At 64.1% G+C, this 15147-nt stretch carries 8 protein-coding genes and 1 pseudogene; 4 read left to right on the top strand and 5 right to left on the bottom strand.

Features of this window, described 5'->3' with window-relative positions; all coding sequences use genetic code 11:
- Positions 1-121: 121 nt before the first annotated feature.
- Positions 122-2677 carry a malto-oligosyltrehalose synthase gene (treY, locus tag ACFPOB_RS12785; protein WP_377798884.1) on the top strand — a complete coding sequence of 852 codons (2556 nt, stop codon included), beginning with the start codon at positions 122-124 and terminating at the stop codon, positions 2675-2677.
- Between the two features lie 6 nt (positions 2678-2683).
- Here the strand turns inward: treY and treZ are convergent, their stop codons facing one another.
- From treZ to ACFPOB_RS12765, 4 genes are read right to left on the bottom strand one after another with little or no spacing between them, the layout of a single operon-like run.
- A complete protein-coding gene (treZ, locus tag ACFPOB_RS12780; RefSeq protein WP_377798834.1) occupies positions 2684-4441 on the bottom strand; it encodes a malto-oligosyltrehalose trehalohydrolase in 1758 nt (585 codons plus the stop codon).
- Positions 4442-4472: 31 nt separating this feature from the next.
- Positions 4473-6668 (bottom strand): 1,4-alpha-glucan branching protein GlgB, encoded by a 2196-nt coding sequence (glgB, locus tag ACFPOB_RS12775; RefSeq protein WP_377798833.1) that lies wholly within the window; start codon positions 6666-6668, stop codon positions 4473-4475.
- A complete protein-coding gene (treS, locus tag ACFPOB_RS12770) occupies positions 6658-9930 on the bottom strand; it encodes a maltose alpha-D-glucosyltransferase (RefSeq protein ID WP_377798883.1) in 3273 nt (1090 codons plus the stop codon). The genes glgB and treS overlap by 11 nt, the downstream gene beginning before the upstream one ends.
- Before the next feature lie 14 nt (positions 9931-9944).
- Complete coding sequence (locus ACFPOB_RS12765; RefSeq protein ID WP_377798831.1) at positions 9945-12614, bottom strand: alpha-1,4-glucan--maltose-1-phosphate maltosyltransferase; 2670 nt, start codon at positions 12612-12614, stop codon at positions 9945-9947.
- Here ACFPOB_RS12765 and ACFPOB_RS12760 point away from each other — a divergent pair.
- Positions 12600-13127 carry a hypothetical protein gene (locus tag ACFPOB_RS12760; RefSeq protein WP_377798829.1) on the top strand — a complete coding sequence of 176 codons (528 nt, stop codon included), beginning with the start codon at positions 12600-12602 and terminating at the stop codon, positions 13125-13127. The genes ACFPOB_RS12765 and ACFPOB_RS12760 overlap by 15 nt on opposite strands.
- Before the next feature lie 267 nt (positions 13128-13394).
- Here ACFPOB_RS12760 and ACFPOB_RS12755 read toward each other — a convergent pair whose 3' ends face one another.
- Positions 13395-13649, bottom strand: a complete 255-nt coding sequence (locus ACFPOB_RS12755; RefSeq protein ID WP_377798828.1) for a hypothetical protein — start codon at positions 13647-13649, stop codon at positions 13395-13397.
- 126 nt (positions 13650-13775) lie between these two features.
- Between ACFPOB_RS12755 and ACFPOB_RS12750 the strand changes: the two genes are divergently transcribed.
- Together ACFPOB_RS12750 and ACFPOB_RS12745 are read left to right on the top strand one after the other, a co-directional pair.
- On the top strand, positions 13776-14282 hold the full coding sequence (locus tag ACFPOB_RS12750) for a YciE/YciF ferroxidase family protein (RefSeq protein WP_377798827.1): 507 nt from the start codon (positions 13776-13778) through the stop codon (positions 14280-14282).
- 477 nt (positions 14283-14759) lie between these two features.
- Positions 14760-15050 (top strand): annotated as a pseudogene (locus ACFPOB_RS12745) (catalase); the annotation flags it as partial.
- Positions 15051-15147 lie beyond the last annotated feature (97 nt).

Below are 15147 nucleotides of genomic sequence, written 5' to 3'. Positions count from 1 at the left end.
GTCCCTCGCCCCTTATTTTGCTGCGTGTTGTCGGAGCCGAACTGCTGGTCTCTTCGAACGTTGTGCAAGTGCAGCGATTTGCTGGAGAGCCGAGGGGGTCAGCTTGCGACAAGCGAATGCGGTGCAGTCCACTTATCGGCTGCAGTTCCACCGGGGCTTTCCCTTTTCGGCAGCTCTCGGCCTTGCCGGATACCTCCGGCGGCTTGGTGTAAGCCACGTCTATTCGTCACCGATCCTGGCGGCGCGTGCCGGCTCGCTGCATGGCTACGACGTCATCAGCTATGACGACATCAATCCCGAACTCGGCGGCGCCGATGATTTTCGCGCAATGGCCGAGGCATTCCGCCGCGAAGGCATCGGCGTCATCATCGATATCGTGCCAAACCACGTCGCCGTGGGCGGCGACGATAACGCAATGTGGCTGGACCTGCTGAAGCGCGGGCAAGACAGCATTTATGCGAGATGGTTCGACGTCGATTTCGACGAGCGCGATCCGGTTCTCGCCGGGCGCATCCATGTGCCGTTCCTCGGCGAGCCCTTCAACGATGCGCTCGACCAGGGAAAACTCGTGGTGGTCGAGGATCCGGCCCGGCAAGGTTTCGCACTGCGCTATGGCGAGCATCTTTTTCCATTGCGCGCGGACGACGATGCGGAGATCAGCACGGTCGGACAGGCTGCTTATCGCGAGGCCGACACGCTGCGCGCCCTGATCGAGCGCCAGCACTATCGTCTCGACTACTGGCGCAATGCGTCGGACAGGCTGAACTGGCGTCGCTTCTTCGAGGTCACCCAGCTTGCGGGTATTCGGATCGAAGACCCGCAGGCCTTCGAGGCTGCCCATCGCCTTGCTTTCGCATTCTACGAGGAAGGGCTGATCGACGGCCTGCGAATTGACCATGTCGACGGCCTCGCCGATCCGGCGGGCTATTGCGCGAAACTCCGTGCGCGGCTCGAAGCCCTATCTCGAAAGCGGCCGAGCTGGGCGACGCCCGGTCCTGCCTGGCTGATCGTCGAGAAGATTCTGGCGCCCGGCGAAGCCCTGCCTACCGACTGGGACGTCGACGGCACGACCGGCTATGATTTTATGGATCAGGTCGACGCCGTGCTCCATGACGGCCGCTCCGAACCGATCTTGGCATCGTTCTGGTCCGAGATCAGCGGCCGGCCTGCCGCCTTCGCCGACGAGGAGCAGAGCGCCCGGCGCGAGGTCCTCGAACACGGCTTCGAAGGCCAGCTCGAATATGTCGTCGACAGGCTGATGGCGCTGGCGGCCGCGGCCGGCCGCGACCTCGATATTCCGCGCGGCGCGATGCGGCGGGCAACGGCGGCGCTGGTCTGCAACATGCACAGCTATCGCACCTATCTGACCGGCGCGGGCGAGATCGAAGAACCAGGCCCGTTTTTCCAGGCCGCGCTCGAAACGGCACGGGCACAGCCGCAGGCGGAACATCTCGCCCTCGACTTCATCAGCGCGGCCATGACCGGCTGCGGGCCTAGGCTTCCAGCCGATCTGCGCAGTTCCGCCGTACAGCGCTTCAACCAGCTGACCTCGCCGCTGGCCGCGCGCAGCGTCGAAGACACCGCTTTCTACCGATACGGTCGGCTGCTATCGCGCAACGATGTCGGCTTCGACGCGGCGCGGCTGACTCTGCCGGTCGCGGAATTCCATGAGCGGATGCGCGAGCGCGCAACGGCCCAGCCGCGCTCCATGCTGGCCCTCGCAACCCACGACCACAAGCGCGGCGCCGATGTCCGAGCACGCCTGGCCGTGATCAGCGAGGATGTGCAGCGCTGGCGGGAGGTTGTCGAGGGCTGGTTCACCCAGAACAAGGCGATCCGCCCAGACGAGCTCGACCGAGGCGACGAATATCAGTTCTACCAAATGCTGGTCGGCAGCTGGCCACTCGATGGCTCGGCACTGGCGGGGGAATTCGCCCACCGGCTAAGCGCATGGTGGGTCAAGGCCTTGCGCGAAGCGAAGCTGAAAACCGGATGGGTCTCGCCCAATGAGAGCTATGAGCTGGCAGCGGAGCAGTTTCTGCGTGCCACGCTCGATTCTTCGCGCAGCGCCGCCTTCCTTCAATCGGTTGAGCATTACGTCGAGACGATCGCGCCTGCGGCCGCGCTCAACGGCATCGTGCAATTGATCCTGCAATGTACGGCGCCCGGTGTGCCCGACACCTATCAAGGCACGGAGTTCTGGGATCTCAGCATGGTTGACCCAGATAATCGCCGGCCGGTCGACTTTGCAGTACGCCAGCACGCCTTGGCGTCCGAAGCAGAGGAGAGCGAACTCCGCCGCCACTGGCGCGACGGCAGGATCAAGCAGCAGGTGCTGTATCGCCTGCTGCGGGCACGGCGTGAAAGGCCGGACCTCTTCGTCGGGGCAAGCTATCGTCCGCTAGCGGTGACCGGCGTGCGACAGGACGATGTCGTCGCCTACCTGCGCGAGACGCAGCATGCCGCCCTTCTCGTTGTCGCTCCATTGCGGTGCGCCGCGATGGTTTCGGCCGAGCTCACGCTTTCAGCTGCGTGGTGGCAGGACACAAGGATCGAATTGCCAACGTTCAGTGCCGAATGGAGACCGATCGTCGGCGGCGCGGTGTCCGGCAATATGCTGGCGCCGAGCGGGCCGGGCAGCGATTCTGCGTACCGCGTCGCAATCGCCCAGCGATAGGCGTTTTCAGTCGGACAGAATCGCCAGGAACGACGGACCGTCGAGCGTTACCGCGTCGGCCGCGACCGCGACGGGCCCGAGCGAGAAGATCGGCCGGCCTGCGGGCAAGGCCGTTTCGACCGGCTCGTCGCCGAAATTTGCGAGCAGAACGAGCTTGCGGGCGCCCAGCCGCCAGCCGGCGGTCAATGCCTGCGCGCCGAGCGGTTCGGCTCCATTGCTGCGGCAGTCGTCGAGGTCCGGGACGATGAGGCTACGCCTGACGTTGATCAGCTCGCGATAGAGTGCGAGCCATTCATCGGCATCGTCGCCGGCCTGCGGACGCGAGGCTTCGAAGGTCTCCGGCGCATTAGGATCCAGCGCGAGCGGGTCGCCGCCATGGTCCTCATGCTTGAATTCGCGCTTGCGCCCCTCGCGTACGGCCTGAGCCAGCTCCTCATTATGGTCGGTGAAGTAATAGAACGGCGTGCGGCTGCCATGCTCCTCGCCCATGAACAGCATGGGAATCTGCGGATTGAGCAGCAGCAGCGCCGCTGCGACCTTGACTCGGCGAGGCCCCGTCAGAGCGAGCAGCCGCTCGCCGAAGAGCCGGTTGCCGATCTGGTCGTGGTTCTGCAGGCAGTTGACGAAGCGGCTCGGCGCCAGATGCCCGCTCGGCTTGCCGCGCGACCGCCCACGGCTTGGCGCCACCTGCCCCTGGAAGGCGAAGCCGCTCTCGAGAATCCGGGCGAGATGCCCGAGAGGCTCGGGCGCGAAGCTCCCGTAATAGGTTCGTGTCTCGCCGGTCAGCAGCACGTGGATGGCATGATGGAAATCGTCATTCCACTGCGCGTCATAGGCGCCGAGCAGATCGACGTCGTTGTCCTCGTTCTCGACGATGAGATGAATGTGTCGCTCTTTCGGCAGCGCCGCGCGGATGTCGCGTTCGAGTTCGAGCAGGAACTCGGTCGATGGGATGGCGTGGACCGCATCGAATCTCAGCCCGTCGAAGCGGAATTCGTCGAGCCATTGCAGGGCGCAGGCGCGATAGAAGCCACGGACTTCGGGCCGATCGAAATCGATGCCGGCGCCCCAGGGTGTCTGGCTCCCGGCCTTGAAGAATTCCGGCGAGTGGGTGTGCAGATAGCAGCCATCCGGGCCGAAATGATTGAAGACGACATCGAGCAGGACACTGAGTCTCAGCTCATGCGCGCGATCGATCAGGCGCTTGAGCTCGGCCGCGGTCCCGTAAGCGGCGGCGGGTGCGAACTGCAGCACGCCGTCATAGCCCCAGTTCCGGCTGCCAGGAAAATCGGCAATCGGCATCAGCTCGATCGCAGTGATGCCCAAATCTGCCAGTCGGGGCAGCTCGCGCTCGACGCCGGCGAAGCCGCCGAGGAGGCCGGCATGCAATTCATAAAGGATCGTCTCCCGCCACGGCCGGCCGCGCCAATCTGTGCTGCGCCAAGCATAATCGTCCGGCGAGACCAGCACGCTCTCGCCATGAACCCCTCCTTCCTGCCGCCGAGAAGCTGGATCGGGTACGAAAGTGCCGTCAGGCAGCCGGTATCGATAACGTGTTCCGAACGGACGCTCGGCCCGATATTCGTGCCAGCCATCGGCGAGCGGAGCCATCGGCGCAGGTGCGTTCCCATCGATTTCGATCGCGAGTTGCGCGACAGCCGGCGCCCAGATGCGGAAGACGGCTTTCTCGCCCTCCTTCCACGCGCCGAAGCGAGGCATCGCGCTTGGGTGGGCGGAAGCGCTCTCATGGCTGACATCGAGCATGGCTCACCTCTCCCGTCGTCGGCCCACAGGCTCAGGTTTCGGCGAAGAAGATCACCGCGGCGAGCGGGGGCAGCACCAGATCGATGCTGGCCGGGTAGCCATGGCTGGAGATGCCCATGGCATGAACGCCACCGCCATTTCCGATGCCGGATCCGCCATAGAAGGTGGAATCGCTGTTGAGCGCCTCGCGCCACAAGCCCGCGACCGGGACGCCCAGCCGATAGCCTGACCGCGGCACCGGGGTGAGATTCGCCACCACGAGCACGGTCGGCGAACCGGGCCGCTGACGAAGAAAGGCGTAGACGCTGTTCTCGCGATCGTCCTGCACGACCCAGCGGAAACCGCCCGGGTCGGAATCGGTAGCGTATAGCGCCGGTTGCTCGCGATAGATGCGATTGAGATCCTTGATCAGGCGCTGCACGCCGGCATGGCCGGGCTCACGAAGCAGATCCCAGTCGATCTCGCCGTCATGGTCCCATTCGCGCTCCTGCGCGATCTCACCGCCCATGAAGAACAGCTTTTTACCCGGATGGGTCCACATGAACGAGAAATAGGCGCGCAGCCCCGCAAGCTTGGTCCAGCGGTCGCCTGGCATCTTGCCCAGTAGCGAGCCTTTGCCATGCACCACCTCGTCATGCGAGAGCGGCAGGACGAAATGCTCAGCGAAGGCATAGACCAGGCCGAAGGTCATCTCGTCGTGATGATGCCGGCGATGGATCGGATCACGCGCCAGATAGTGCAGCGTGTCGTGCATCCATCCCATGTTCCATTTGAAGTCAAAGCCAAGGCCCCCCTCGTCTATTGGGCGCGTCACGCCCGGCCAAGCCGTTGACTCCTCGGCGATCATGATGGCTCCGGGATGCCGCTCAGCCACGACCGCATTGAGATGGCGCAGGAAATCGATCGCCTCGAGATTCTCGCGTCCGCCATACACGTTCGGCCGCCATTCGCCGGGATTGCGGCTGTAGTCGCGGTAAAGCATCGAGGCGACGGCATCGACCCGCAAGCCATCGACATGAAAATGCTCGAGCCAGTGCAGCGCGCTGCCGATCAGGAAGCCCGAGACCTCGCGCCTACCGAAATTGTAGATCAGCGTGTTCCAATCCTTGTGGAAGCCTTCGCTCGGGTCCTCGTGCTCGTAAAGCGCGGTTCCGTCGAAACGCGCCAAGCCGTGCGCGTCGGACGGGAAATGCGCCGGCACCCAGTCTACGATCACGCCGATCCCCTGTTGGTGGCAGGCATCGACGAAAATCGCAAAGTCCTCCGGATCGCCGAAGCGTCGGGTCGGGGCGAAGAGGCCGAGCGGCTGATAGCCCCAGGAGCCGGTGAACGGATGCTCCGCCACCGGCATGAGCTCGACATGGGTAAAGCCCATCTCCTTGACGTAGGGTACGAGGCGATCGGCCAGACCGCGCCAGTCGAGCGTCGTCCCGTTCGGACCGCGCGTCCAAGAGCTGGCGTGGATTTCGTAGATCGTGATGGGTGCCGCTTCGTTCTGTCGGGTGCCGCGGGAGCTCATCCATTCGCCGTCGCGCCAGACATGCGACGGCGGACGCGGCACCACCGAGGCCGTACCCGGCTGCGGCTCCGCAGTCCGCGCAACCGGGTCGGCCTTCTGCGGCAGAGCATGACCGTGTCGGTCGACGATCTCGTATTTGTAGAGCTCGCCATTGCCGAGCCGCGGTATGAACAGTTCCCAGATGCCGCTGCCGCCGCGGCGGCGCATGACATGGCGGCGGCCGTCCCAACTATTGAAAGCGCCGATCACCGAGACCCGCCGGGCGTTCGGCGCCCAGACGGCGAAGCGGACACCGTTCACTCCATCGACCGTGACGAGGTTCGAGCCGAGCGCATCCGCCAGCCGCTGGTGCCGGCCCTCGCCGATGAGATGCAGGTCCAGTTCGCCGAGGAGCGGACCAAATGAATACGGATCCTCGGTGACCTGCTCGCCGCCCGGCCAGGATATCGAAAGCAGGTACGCGCCATCGCCGATCGCTCCCTCGAACAATCCGGCCGGCTCGCGCGCCGTCAGCTCGGTGCGCTCGCGCCGTTCGCCTTGCAGCACGGCGATGGATTTGGCACCGGGCAGGAACACCCGGACGAAACGTCCATCAGGGCCGCGATGCGGGCCGAGCACGGCAAAAGGATCGCCGAATTGCCCCTGCGCGAGGGCAGTCGCGACCTCGGCATCCAGCGGCGGAATCCGCTCTGCCAGCCTATTCGTCATCGGCTTCCCCGCTTAGCAAACGGTCCATGAGGTCGGTCAAGCCGCGCAAGGGCACGCCGAGCCAGTCCGGCCGATTGCTGACCTCGTAATTGATCTCGTACGCAGCCTTCTCGACCATGAAGAGATCGAGGAGTGCCTTATCTTCTCCCCCGTCTCGCGATCGCTCACCATTCTGAGCGGCCATGGCCTCCGAATAGGCCTGCAGCACAGCCTGCGGCATCCTCTCCCTGAACGCCGTCGCGAGCGTCGCATAGGCGCCGTCATGGCTCGCCGCGCCAGGGCTGCGGCGCGCCGCCGCGAGCGCATAGTCGAATGAGCGCAGGATGCCGGCAACGTCGCGCCAGCCACTGTCCTTGGCCCGGCGCTCCGCCAGAGGCTGCGACGGCTCGCCTTCGAAATCGATGATCATCACGTCGCCGCTCGCAACCAGGGTCTGGCCGAGATGGAAGTCACCATGGATACGATGAAGCAGGCTACCCTTGCCCGCCTTGCACAGCCGTCTCACCAGCGTGAGCAGGCCTTTCCGACGCCCGAGCACGCCGTCGGCCAGCGCCTGCTCGTCCTCGCCCAGCTGCTCGCGCTGCCGCTCGAGATTGTCGCAGGCCGCCTGAACGCGGCCCTCGACCCGCTTCGTCCAGCGCTCGACCTGCGCGCCGTCAGCCGGAATCGGGGCGAAGGCTTCGTCATCGGTCGGCCGCGAGAGCGCGACATGCATCTCGCCGACGCGGCGCCCCAGGATCGCGGCGAAGCTCTCGAAGGTCGAAAGCAGGTCGGCGAGATCGGCGCCCTCTCGCGAGAGCTCGTCGAGAACGCGGCCGAGATAGGACGCGGTCCAGTCCCAGGCATCGCCCTCTCCGGGGATGAAGGCCTGGACGACGCCCAGTATCTCCTCCTCCCCCTCCTCCGGCACGTGGACGATCTCGCCAAGCTGGGCTGGCGCGTTGGCGAAGCCGCGCTCGGTCAGCGCCCGCATCATCTCCGCCTCCGGATGGCGGCCGGGGGCGAGCTTCCGGAACAGTTTCAGCATAACCTTGTGGTCGACGACCACCGAGGAATTCGATTGTTCGGCCGAAAGCCACCGCACCGGATCGTCCGGCAGTATCTCGACAGTGTCGAACGCCGCTGTCGGCCTGAACGCAACCACTCCCGCCGCGCTCCTGACCTCGGCGCCCGCCTTGAGCAGGGCAAGCAGTTCATGGATGAAGCCCGGCAATGCGAAGGCGTCAGTCAGAAATCCGGTGCGCCGACCGCGGCGCACGCGCGCAAGAGCGAGTTGCTGCGGCAGCGCCGCGGTGACCTCCTCGTCCCAGCTGATGCCGAGCGGCAGGAGATAGCGCTCGCTGCCGCCGCCATGCACAGCCTCGACCGCGACGAGCGCCATCTCGCGATTGGGGCCCATGCGCGCCGTCAGCGCCACGCGCGCGCTTTGGAGCTTTTGGTCCTTGGCCGCGAACCAGCGGCGCTTGGCGAGATAAGGCGGCAGGATACTGGTCTCGAATTCGCGCCGGTGCTGCGGCGTGATCATCTCGTCGGGCCCGCCGCGCAGCACGAAGGTGGTGTAATCGGGCATCGGCTCGGGCGCCTGTGCGTGCCAGGACGGCGCCTGCGCACCTTCCACCAGGAGGAACCAGTAGAAGCTGTAGGGCGGCAGCGTCATCAGATAGGTGAGCTGCCCGATGGCGGGGAAGACCGAATTGCCGAGCATCTCGACAGGATGGCGGCCGGCGAACTCCGCCAGATCGAGCTCGAAAGCCTGCGCCGAGCGAGACAGGTTTGAGACGCAGAGAATCGTCTCGCCATCATGCTCCCGCAGATAGGCGAAAGCCTTGCGGTTCTTGGGGTAGAGGAAGCGCAGAGTTCCGCGTCCAAAGGCCTTGTGCTCCTTGCGAACTGCGAGGATGCGCTTGGTCCAGTTCAGCAGCGAATGGCGATCGCGCGTCTGCGCCTCGACATTGACGGCGCTGAAGCCATAGAGCGGATCCATGATCGGCGGCAGCACGAGGCTGGCGGGATCGGCTACCGAAAAGCCGCCATTGCGATCCGGCGACCATTGCATCGGCGTGCGCACGCCGTCGCGATCGCCAAGGAAGATGTTGTCGCCCATGCCGAGCTCGTCGCCGTAGTAGATCACCGGTGTGCCTGGCATCGACAACAGCAGATTGGTCATCAGCTCGACGCGGCGCCTGTCGCGTTCGAGCAGAGGCGCCAGCCTTCGCCGGATGCCGAGATTGATGCGAGCCCGCCTGTCGGAAGCGTAGAAGTTCCAGAGATAGTCGCGCTCCTTGTCCGTCACCATTTCGAGCGTCAGCTCGTCATGGTTGCGCAGGAAGATCGCCCACTGGCAGTTCTCCGGAATGTCCGGCGTCTGCCGCATGATGTCGGTGATCGGGAACCGATCCTCCTGCGCGATCGCCATGTACATCCGTGGCATCAGCGGGAAATGAAACGCCATGTGGCATTCGTCGCCGGCGCCGAAATAGGCCTGCGTGTCCTCCGGCCACATATTGGCCTCGGCCAGCAGCATGCGGTTGGGAAAGGTGGCGTCGAGCTCGGCCCTGATCTTGCGCAGGATATCGTGCGTCTCCGGCAGATTCTCGTTCGAGGTGCCGTCGCGCTCGATCAGGTAGGGCACGGCATCGAGGCGAAGGCCGTCGACGCCGAGTTCCAGCCAGAACTTCATCACCCCCAGGACCGCTTTGAGAACGGCAGGGTTGTCGAAGTTCAGGTCTGGTTGATGGGAATAGAAGCGATGCCAGAAATAGGCCTTCGCCACCGGGTCCCAGGTCCAGTTCGAGCGCTCGGTGTCGAGGAAGATGATGCGCGTGCCTGAATAGAGCTTGTCGTCGTCGGACCAGACATAGAAATTCCGGTGCGCCGAGCCCGGCTTGGCGAGCCGGGCCCGCTGGAACCAGGGATGCTGGTCCGAGGTGTGGTTGATGACGAGCTCGGTAATGACGCGCAGGCCGCGCTCATGCGCCGCCCGGATGAAGCGTCTGACATCCGCAGTCGAGCCATAGTCCGGATGGACGGCCTTGTACTCCGAGATATCGTAGCCGTCGTCGAGGCGGGGCGAGGGATAGAACGGCAGCAGCCAGATCGCCGTGGCACCAAGCTCGACGATGTAGTCCAGCTTGGCCATCAGCCCAGGAAAATCGCCGATACCGTCGCCGTTCGCGTCGAAGAACGACTTCACATGGAGCTGGTAGACCACCGCATCCTTGTACCATTGCGGATCGGCCGCGTCCGCCGCGACGGTCTGAATAAGGCTCGCATCCATCATTGGACCCTGCTCCCGGGCGTGATGCGCCAGATCGCAAAGGGCGTGTCCTGCGGATCGAGCCGGATCGTCTGCCGTTTGCCATGCCAGTCGAAGCGGGCACCGCGCATCAGGTCCTCCACGGCGACAGTGCCGTTATCGGGCAGTCCGAATTCCCAGAGCGGAACCTCGATCGAGGCGCCATGCACGCCGAATGGGTCGAGATTGATCGCGACCAGGATGATCTCGGATGCGGTACCGACGCGCTTGCCGAAGTAGAGAATGTTGTCATCCGCCGCATCGTAGAAGGACAGGCCCAGATGGCTTTGCAGCGCCGGATGACTGCGCCTGATCTGATTCAGGCGGGTGATTTCCGCAATGATGTTGCCGGGCGCCTGCCAGTCCCGCGGCTTGATCTCGTACTTCTCGCTGTCGAGATATTCCTCTTTACCGGGGATCGCCGCGGCCTCGCAAAGCTCGAAGCCAGAATAGACGCCCCATAGGCCGGACAATGTCGCCGCCAGCGCCGCGCGGATCAGAAAGCCTGGCCGCCCCGAACTCTGCAAGAAAATGGGATTGATGTCGGGGGTATTGACGAAGAAGTGCGGCCGAAACAGGTCCCGCACCGGGGCCTCGTTGAGCTGCGTCAGGTATTCCGTCAGCTCGGCCTTGGTGTTGCGCCAGGTGAAATAGGTGTAGGACTGGGTGAAGCCGACCTTGCCGAGGCGATACATCACCTTCGGACGGGTAAAGGCCTCCGACAGGAAGATGACGCCCGGATCGCGCGAACGGATATCGGCTATCAGCCATTCCCAGAACGGGAAGGGCTTGGTGTGCGGATTGTCGACCCGGAAGATGCGGACGCCCTGGTCGACCCAGTGCTGGACAACGTGGCGCAGGGCGAGCCATAGCCCGGGAATAGCGCCGGGCGCATAGAAGTCGACGTTGACGATGTCCTGATATTTCTTCGGCGGGTTCTCGGCATAGCGCATCGAGCCGTCCGGCCGCCATTGGAACCAATCAGGGTGCTCGCGAAGCCAGGGATGGTCGGGCGAGCACTGGATGGCGAAGTCGAGCGCCAGTTCGAGCCCGTGCTTCGCCGCTTCGTCGACCAGGGCGCGGAAATCCTCGGGCGTACCGAGTTCCGGATGGATGGCGTCGTGGCCCCCCTCCGGCGAGCCGATGGCATAGGGACTGCCGGGGTCGTCGGGCGCAGGCGTCAGCGTATTATTGCGGCCTTTGCGATTGGTCTTGCCGATCGGGTGGATCGGCGGGAAATAGAGCACGTCGAAGCCCATCGCCTTGATCGCCGGGAGACGGCCGATGACGTCGCGAAATGTCCCATGGCGGGTGGGATCGTCGGTAATCGAGCGCGGAAAGAGCTCGTACCAGCTCGAAAACGAGGCGGCCTCGCGATCGGCATCGACCGGATACATCTCGGAGCTGACGGCATGGGGCCGTGGATCGGCGCGCTCCATCGCTCTCCCGAGTGCGTCCGAGAGCAGGATATCGACCTGATCGCTATCCGCTTCGTCGAGCCGCTGCAGGTGCCGCTCGATGACCGCCCTATCCGCCGCGGACGCGGTCGCGGAAAATTCTTCGAGTATCAGCCGCCCTTCCCTGAGTTCGAGCGCGATCGGCACGCCAGCCTCGTGCTTCTTACGGAGATCGCGGCGGAAAGTGCCGAACTCGCTCCACCAGGCGACGATCGCGAAGAGATGGCGGCCTGTCCGAAGCAGAGGAAATTCACCGCGCCAGCGATCATTGACCAGGAAGCTCATCGGCACGCGCGACCATTCGCTCTCGTCGGCGGCGCGCCAGCGCAGCTCGGCTGCGAGCACGTCGTGTCCATCGCTGAAGATGTCGGCCTCAACCGCAACAAGGTCGCCGACCGTGCGCTTGACGGCGAAACGGCCATTGTCGACCGCCGGGGTCACGGCCTCGATGGCCAGCCTGTCGGCATCGAGTCGTGTCCGCTCATGCGGCAACGCGACGGCATCGTTCTGCACCGGCCGGCTCGCCGAGAGCGCGATCAGCGTGCCTGCAGCCGCCGGGAGATGACGGTCGACATTCGACCCCTCCGGCCTGGCTTCGACCTTTGCCGCCAGCCGGTCGATCTCGGGCTCGCACGCATTGATCGGATCCCGGTTGAGCAGCACGAGCCGAACCGGACGTTCGTTTTCGACACGCACAATCGCGACCACATCGCCACAGAGTTCCAACCCTCGCATTGACCGGTTGCCAACGGTCGAATGAGTCGCCAGCGCCCGGTTGAGCGCACGGATCTGCTCCTGAAGCGCGTCCGTCTTGCGTGAGGAGGCTTCCTCGAAATCCTCTCGACGGGCCTCGATGAAAGGCGCCTCCATCTCAAACTCAAAACCCATCGGCATCAGCCACCCGTCGGCCAGCAGCGCTGCCGCACTCGCCGCCAGGCTGTGCCGGCGATCGAGATTGATCGCCGCCGGCTTGGTGACGCGTCCGCCGAACGGGTCCGCGGGAAAGCCGATGAGCGCCACGCTTCCGGAGAGATCGTTATACTCTTGCGTCAGCCAGGGTTCACCGCCCGTCCACCACGCCACCGACGAGGGAAGCAACTGGAAGACCCGGCCGGCCTCGACCAGGGTCTGGCGCGGGCGCCCCGGCATCCAGCCGAAGGCGGCAAACGAGGGCTCCGCTTGCTGCACTGGCACGAGAATCTCCTGCCACAGCTTGAGAGAGAGATCGGCCGCGCCGTGGCAACGGACGCCGCTGATTCCGGCCTCTTGCCAACGCAGCAGGCGGTCCTGCCAGAACGAGGTCAGTTCCTGGCACACCGCCTCATCGGCAAATCGCGCTGCTCGCTCATGCTGGCGGTGGATCGTACGAGGATCGAGGCCGGCTACTTCGACCTTGCTCCACCAATTCTCTCGCTTTGCGACGAAGGGACCGGAGCCGTCAGCCCGATCGATCGCAAGATCGATCCAAAGCTCCAGGCCGTGTACCCGACATTGCCCGGCCAGCTTGTCGAGCACGCCAGACGCCGCCTGCCCGCCGATCGACTCGATGTCATGTGTCAGGAACAAATCGTCAGAGGCAGAAAAGGGCCATGCCAAAAGGGCGTGAGAAAAACCCAGTTCCTGAGCGCGTTGGAGATGGCCGCCCCAGTTTTCAGGCCCGCCACCGAGGGTCGGATGCAGATAGTAGATCCGCGGAGTTCCAGCTGAGCCGCTTTGCACGTCACCCTCGATCTTGGCACTTCAGAAGAACCGGAAGGTCGAGAGTGGGTTCCAAAATGAAGACGTCTTGTTTCTGGCCTCGCATCGTCAGCTCGCGGCGCGGAACCACGGCTTTGCCGGGCGCGCGTGGGCGACATACGCCCTCTCCCGATACGCTCTCTGCCATCGGCCGCGCGATACACGGACGCGTTCGCCACCCGGTCCAGACAGCACTAAAGGGGCAAGGTCAGGCCACTTTGGTGGCAACTGTAGACGCTAGTCAGCCTGGAGCTTACCGAGATTGCCCGGCAGACCGGCAACAGGAAGATCGTCGGGGTTATCGTTGCTGCCCGGCTCAGGATCGTCCTCCGGCCCGTGCGCGTTCTCGCGCGCATGCTCCCGATCCCATTTGCGCAAGGCTTCGATCAGAACCGCGCGCTCCCCGGCTGCGTCTGACCCTTCCGGCGCATCGCTCAAAGCATTGGCGCGCTCGGCGGCAGCGACGTATTCGCTGTGATTTTCAATGCGCATTGCAAGTGCTCCTGATGCGGGCGCCATAGCGGGCCGAGATACCCTCGACAAACACGCGATGAAGTTGGAACCGCGTGACCGCTCTCTCGTTCCTTCAGTGGACCGACATTCGTCAGGGAGCGCGTCATGGCATCCGAACCCAAAGCACTCAACGACCTCTTTCTCGATACGCTCAAGGACATCTACTACGCCGAAAAGCAGATTCTGAAGGCTCTGCCAAAGATGGCGAAGGCCGCGACCGCGCCCGAGCTCAAGGAGGCCTTCGAGAAGCACCGTGACGAGACCGAGACCCATGTCGAACGCCTCACCGAGGTGTTTGAGATCATCGGCAAGGCGCCACGCGGCAAGACCTGCGATGCGATCCTCGGCATCATCGAGGAAGGCAAATCCATCATCGAGGAGTTCGAGGGCACGCCCGCGCTCGACGCGGGTCTCCTCGCAGCCGCCCAAGCGGTGGAACATTATGAGATCGCCCGCTACGGGACGCTCAAATCCTGGGCCAAGCAGCTCGGCATGAACGATGCCGCAAAACTCCTCGACCAGACCTTGGCGGAGGAGACGAAGACGGACCAGACGCTTTCGCAGCTCGGCGAGACCAAGGTCAACATGAAGGCGCAGGCGAAGGCGGCGTGATGGTTGAGGGCTCCGGCGTGCCGGAGCCCTCATTCCAGCGAGCGCTATGCCGGATACCACCGAACCGATTGCCGATCTCAAGCGAATTTTTGCTCTGCGGTGTGCAGCAGGCGGCTTCAGCAAGACAATGGATGAAGATCCATAGAGCAAACGTTTGGGGTCGAATCACGCTAACGAATAAGTCCTGGTACACCAAATCTTCGCCGCCTACGCGCTCAGTAAAAAACCTAGCGGCGGCCCGCTCTTCCTAGCTGCCGAACTCGCCGAAGCACTGATCACGGCGAGCTGCAGAGCAGGTGTAGATCGTGAAGGCTGGAACTCGACGCGTTCCACTTCGTTTTGTGAGAACTCCGCGAAGCGGACTCCCGACATCCTGGTCATCGATCGGATCCAGCGCCTCGAGCCGCGCTACACCAGAGCGATTTTGGCGGCGCGCAGATCGAGCCATCGTAATTTATCGCTGAAGGACACAGTTCCATGGCCCGCACCTCTCGTAACGAACGCTCTCGGGGGCAAGCCAAGCCAGGGAATGGCGGGGAGTTGCACCAGACGGCATCGGCTCCCGATGATCGGATCACGACCAATCACGGCGTTCCCGTCAGCGACAACCAAAATTCGCTGAAGGGCGGAAGCCGGGGGCCGACGCTTCTCGCAGATTTCGTCCTGCGGGAAAAAATCCAGCATTTCGATCACGAGAGGATTCCCGAGCGCATTGTCCATGCGCGCGGCTCGGCCGCCCATGGCTTCTTCGAATTGACCGACTCCCTCAGAGCCCGTCCCGAAAGGGTTGAGCGACTGGGGCACTCGTGATTCCAAGGGGTTGTTCAGGCCATCTTGGAGCGAGCGATGTGGACCCCAGCCACTC

This window comes from Allobosea eneae (genome assembly GCF_042657265.1).
Lineage (GTDB): Bacteria > Pseudomonadota > Alphaproteobacteria > Rhizobiales > Beijerinckiaceae > Allobosea > Allobosea eneae.
Note: the sequence above shows the minus strand (reverse complement) of the source record. Positions and strands in the feature narration are given on the sequence as shown.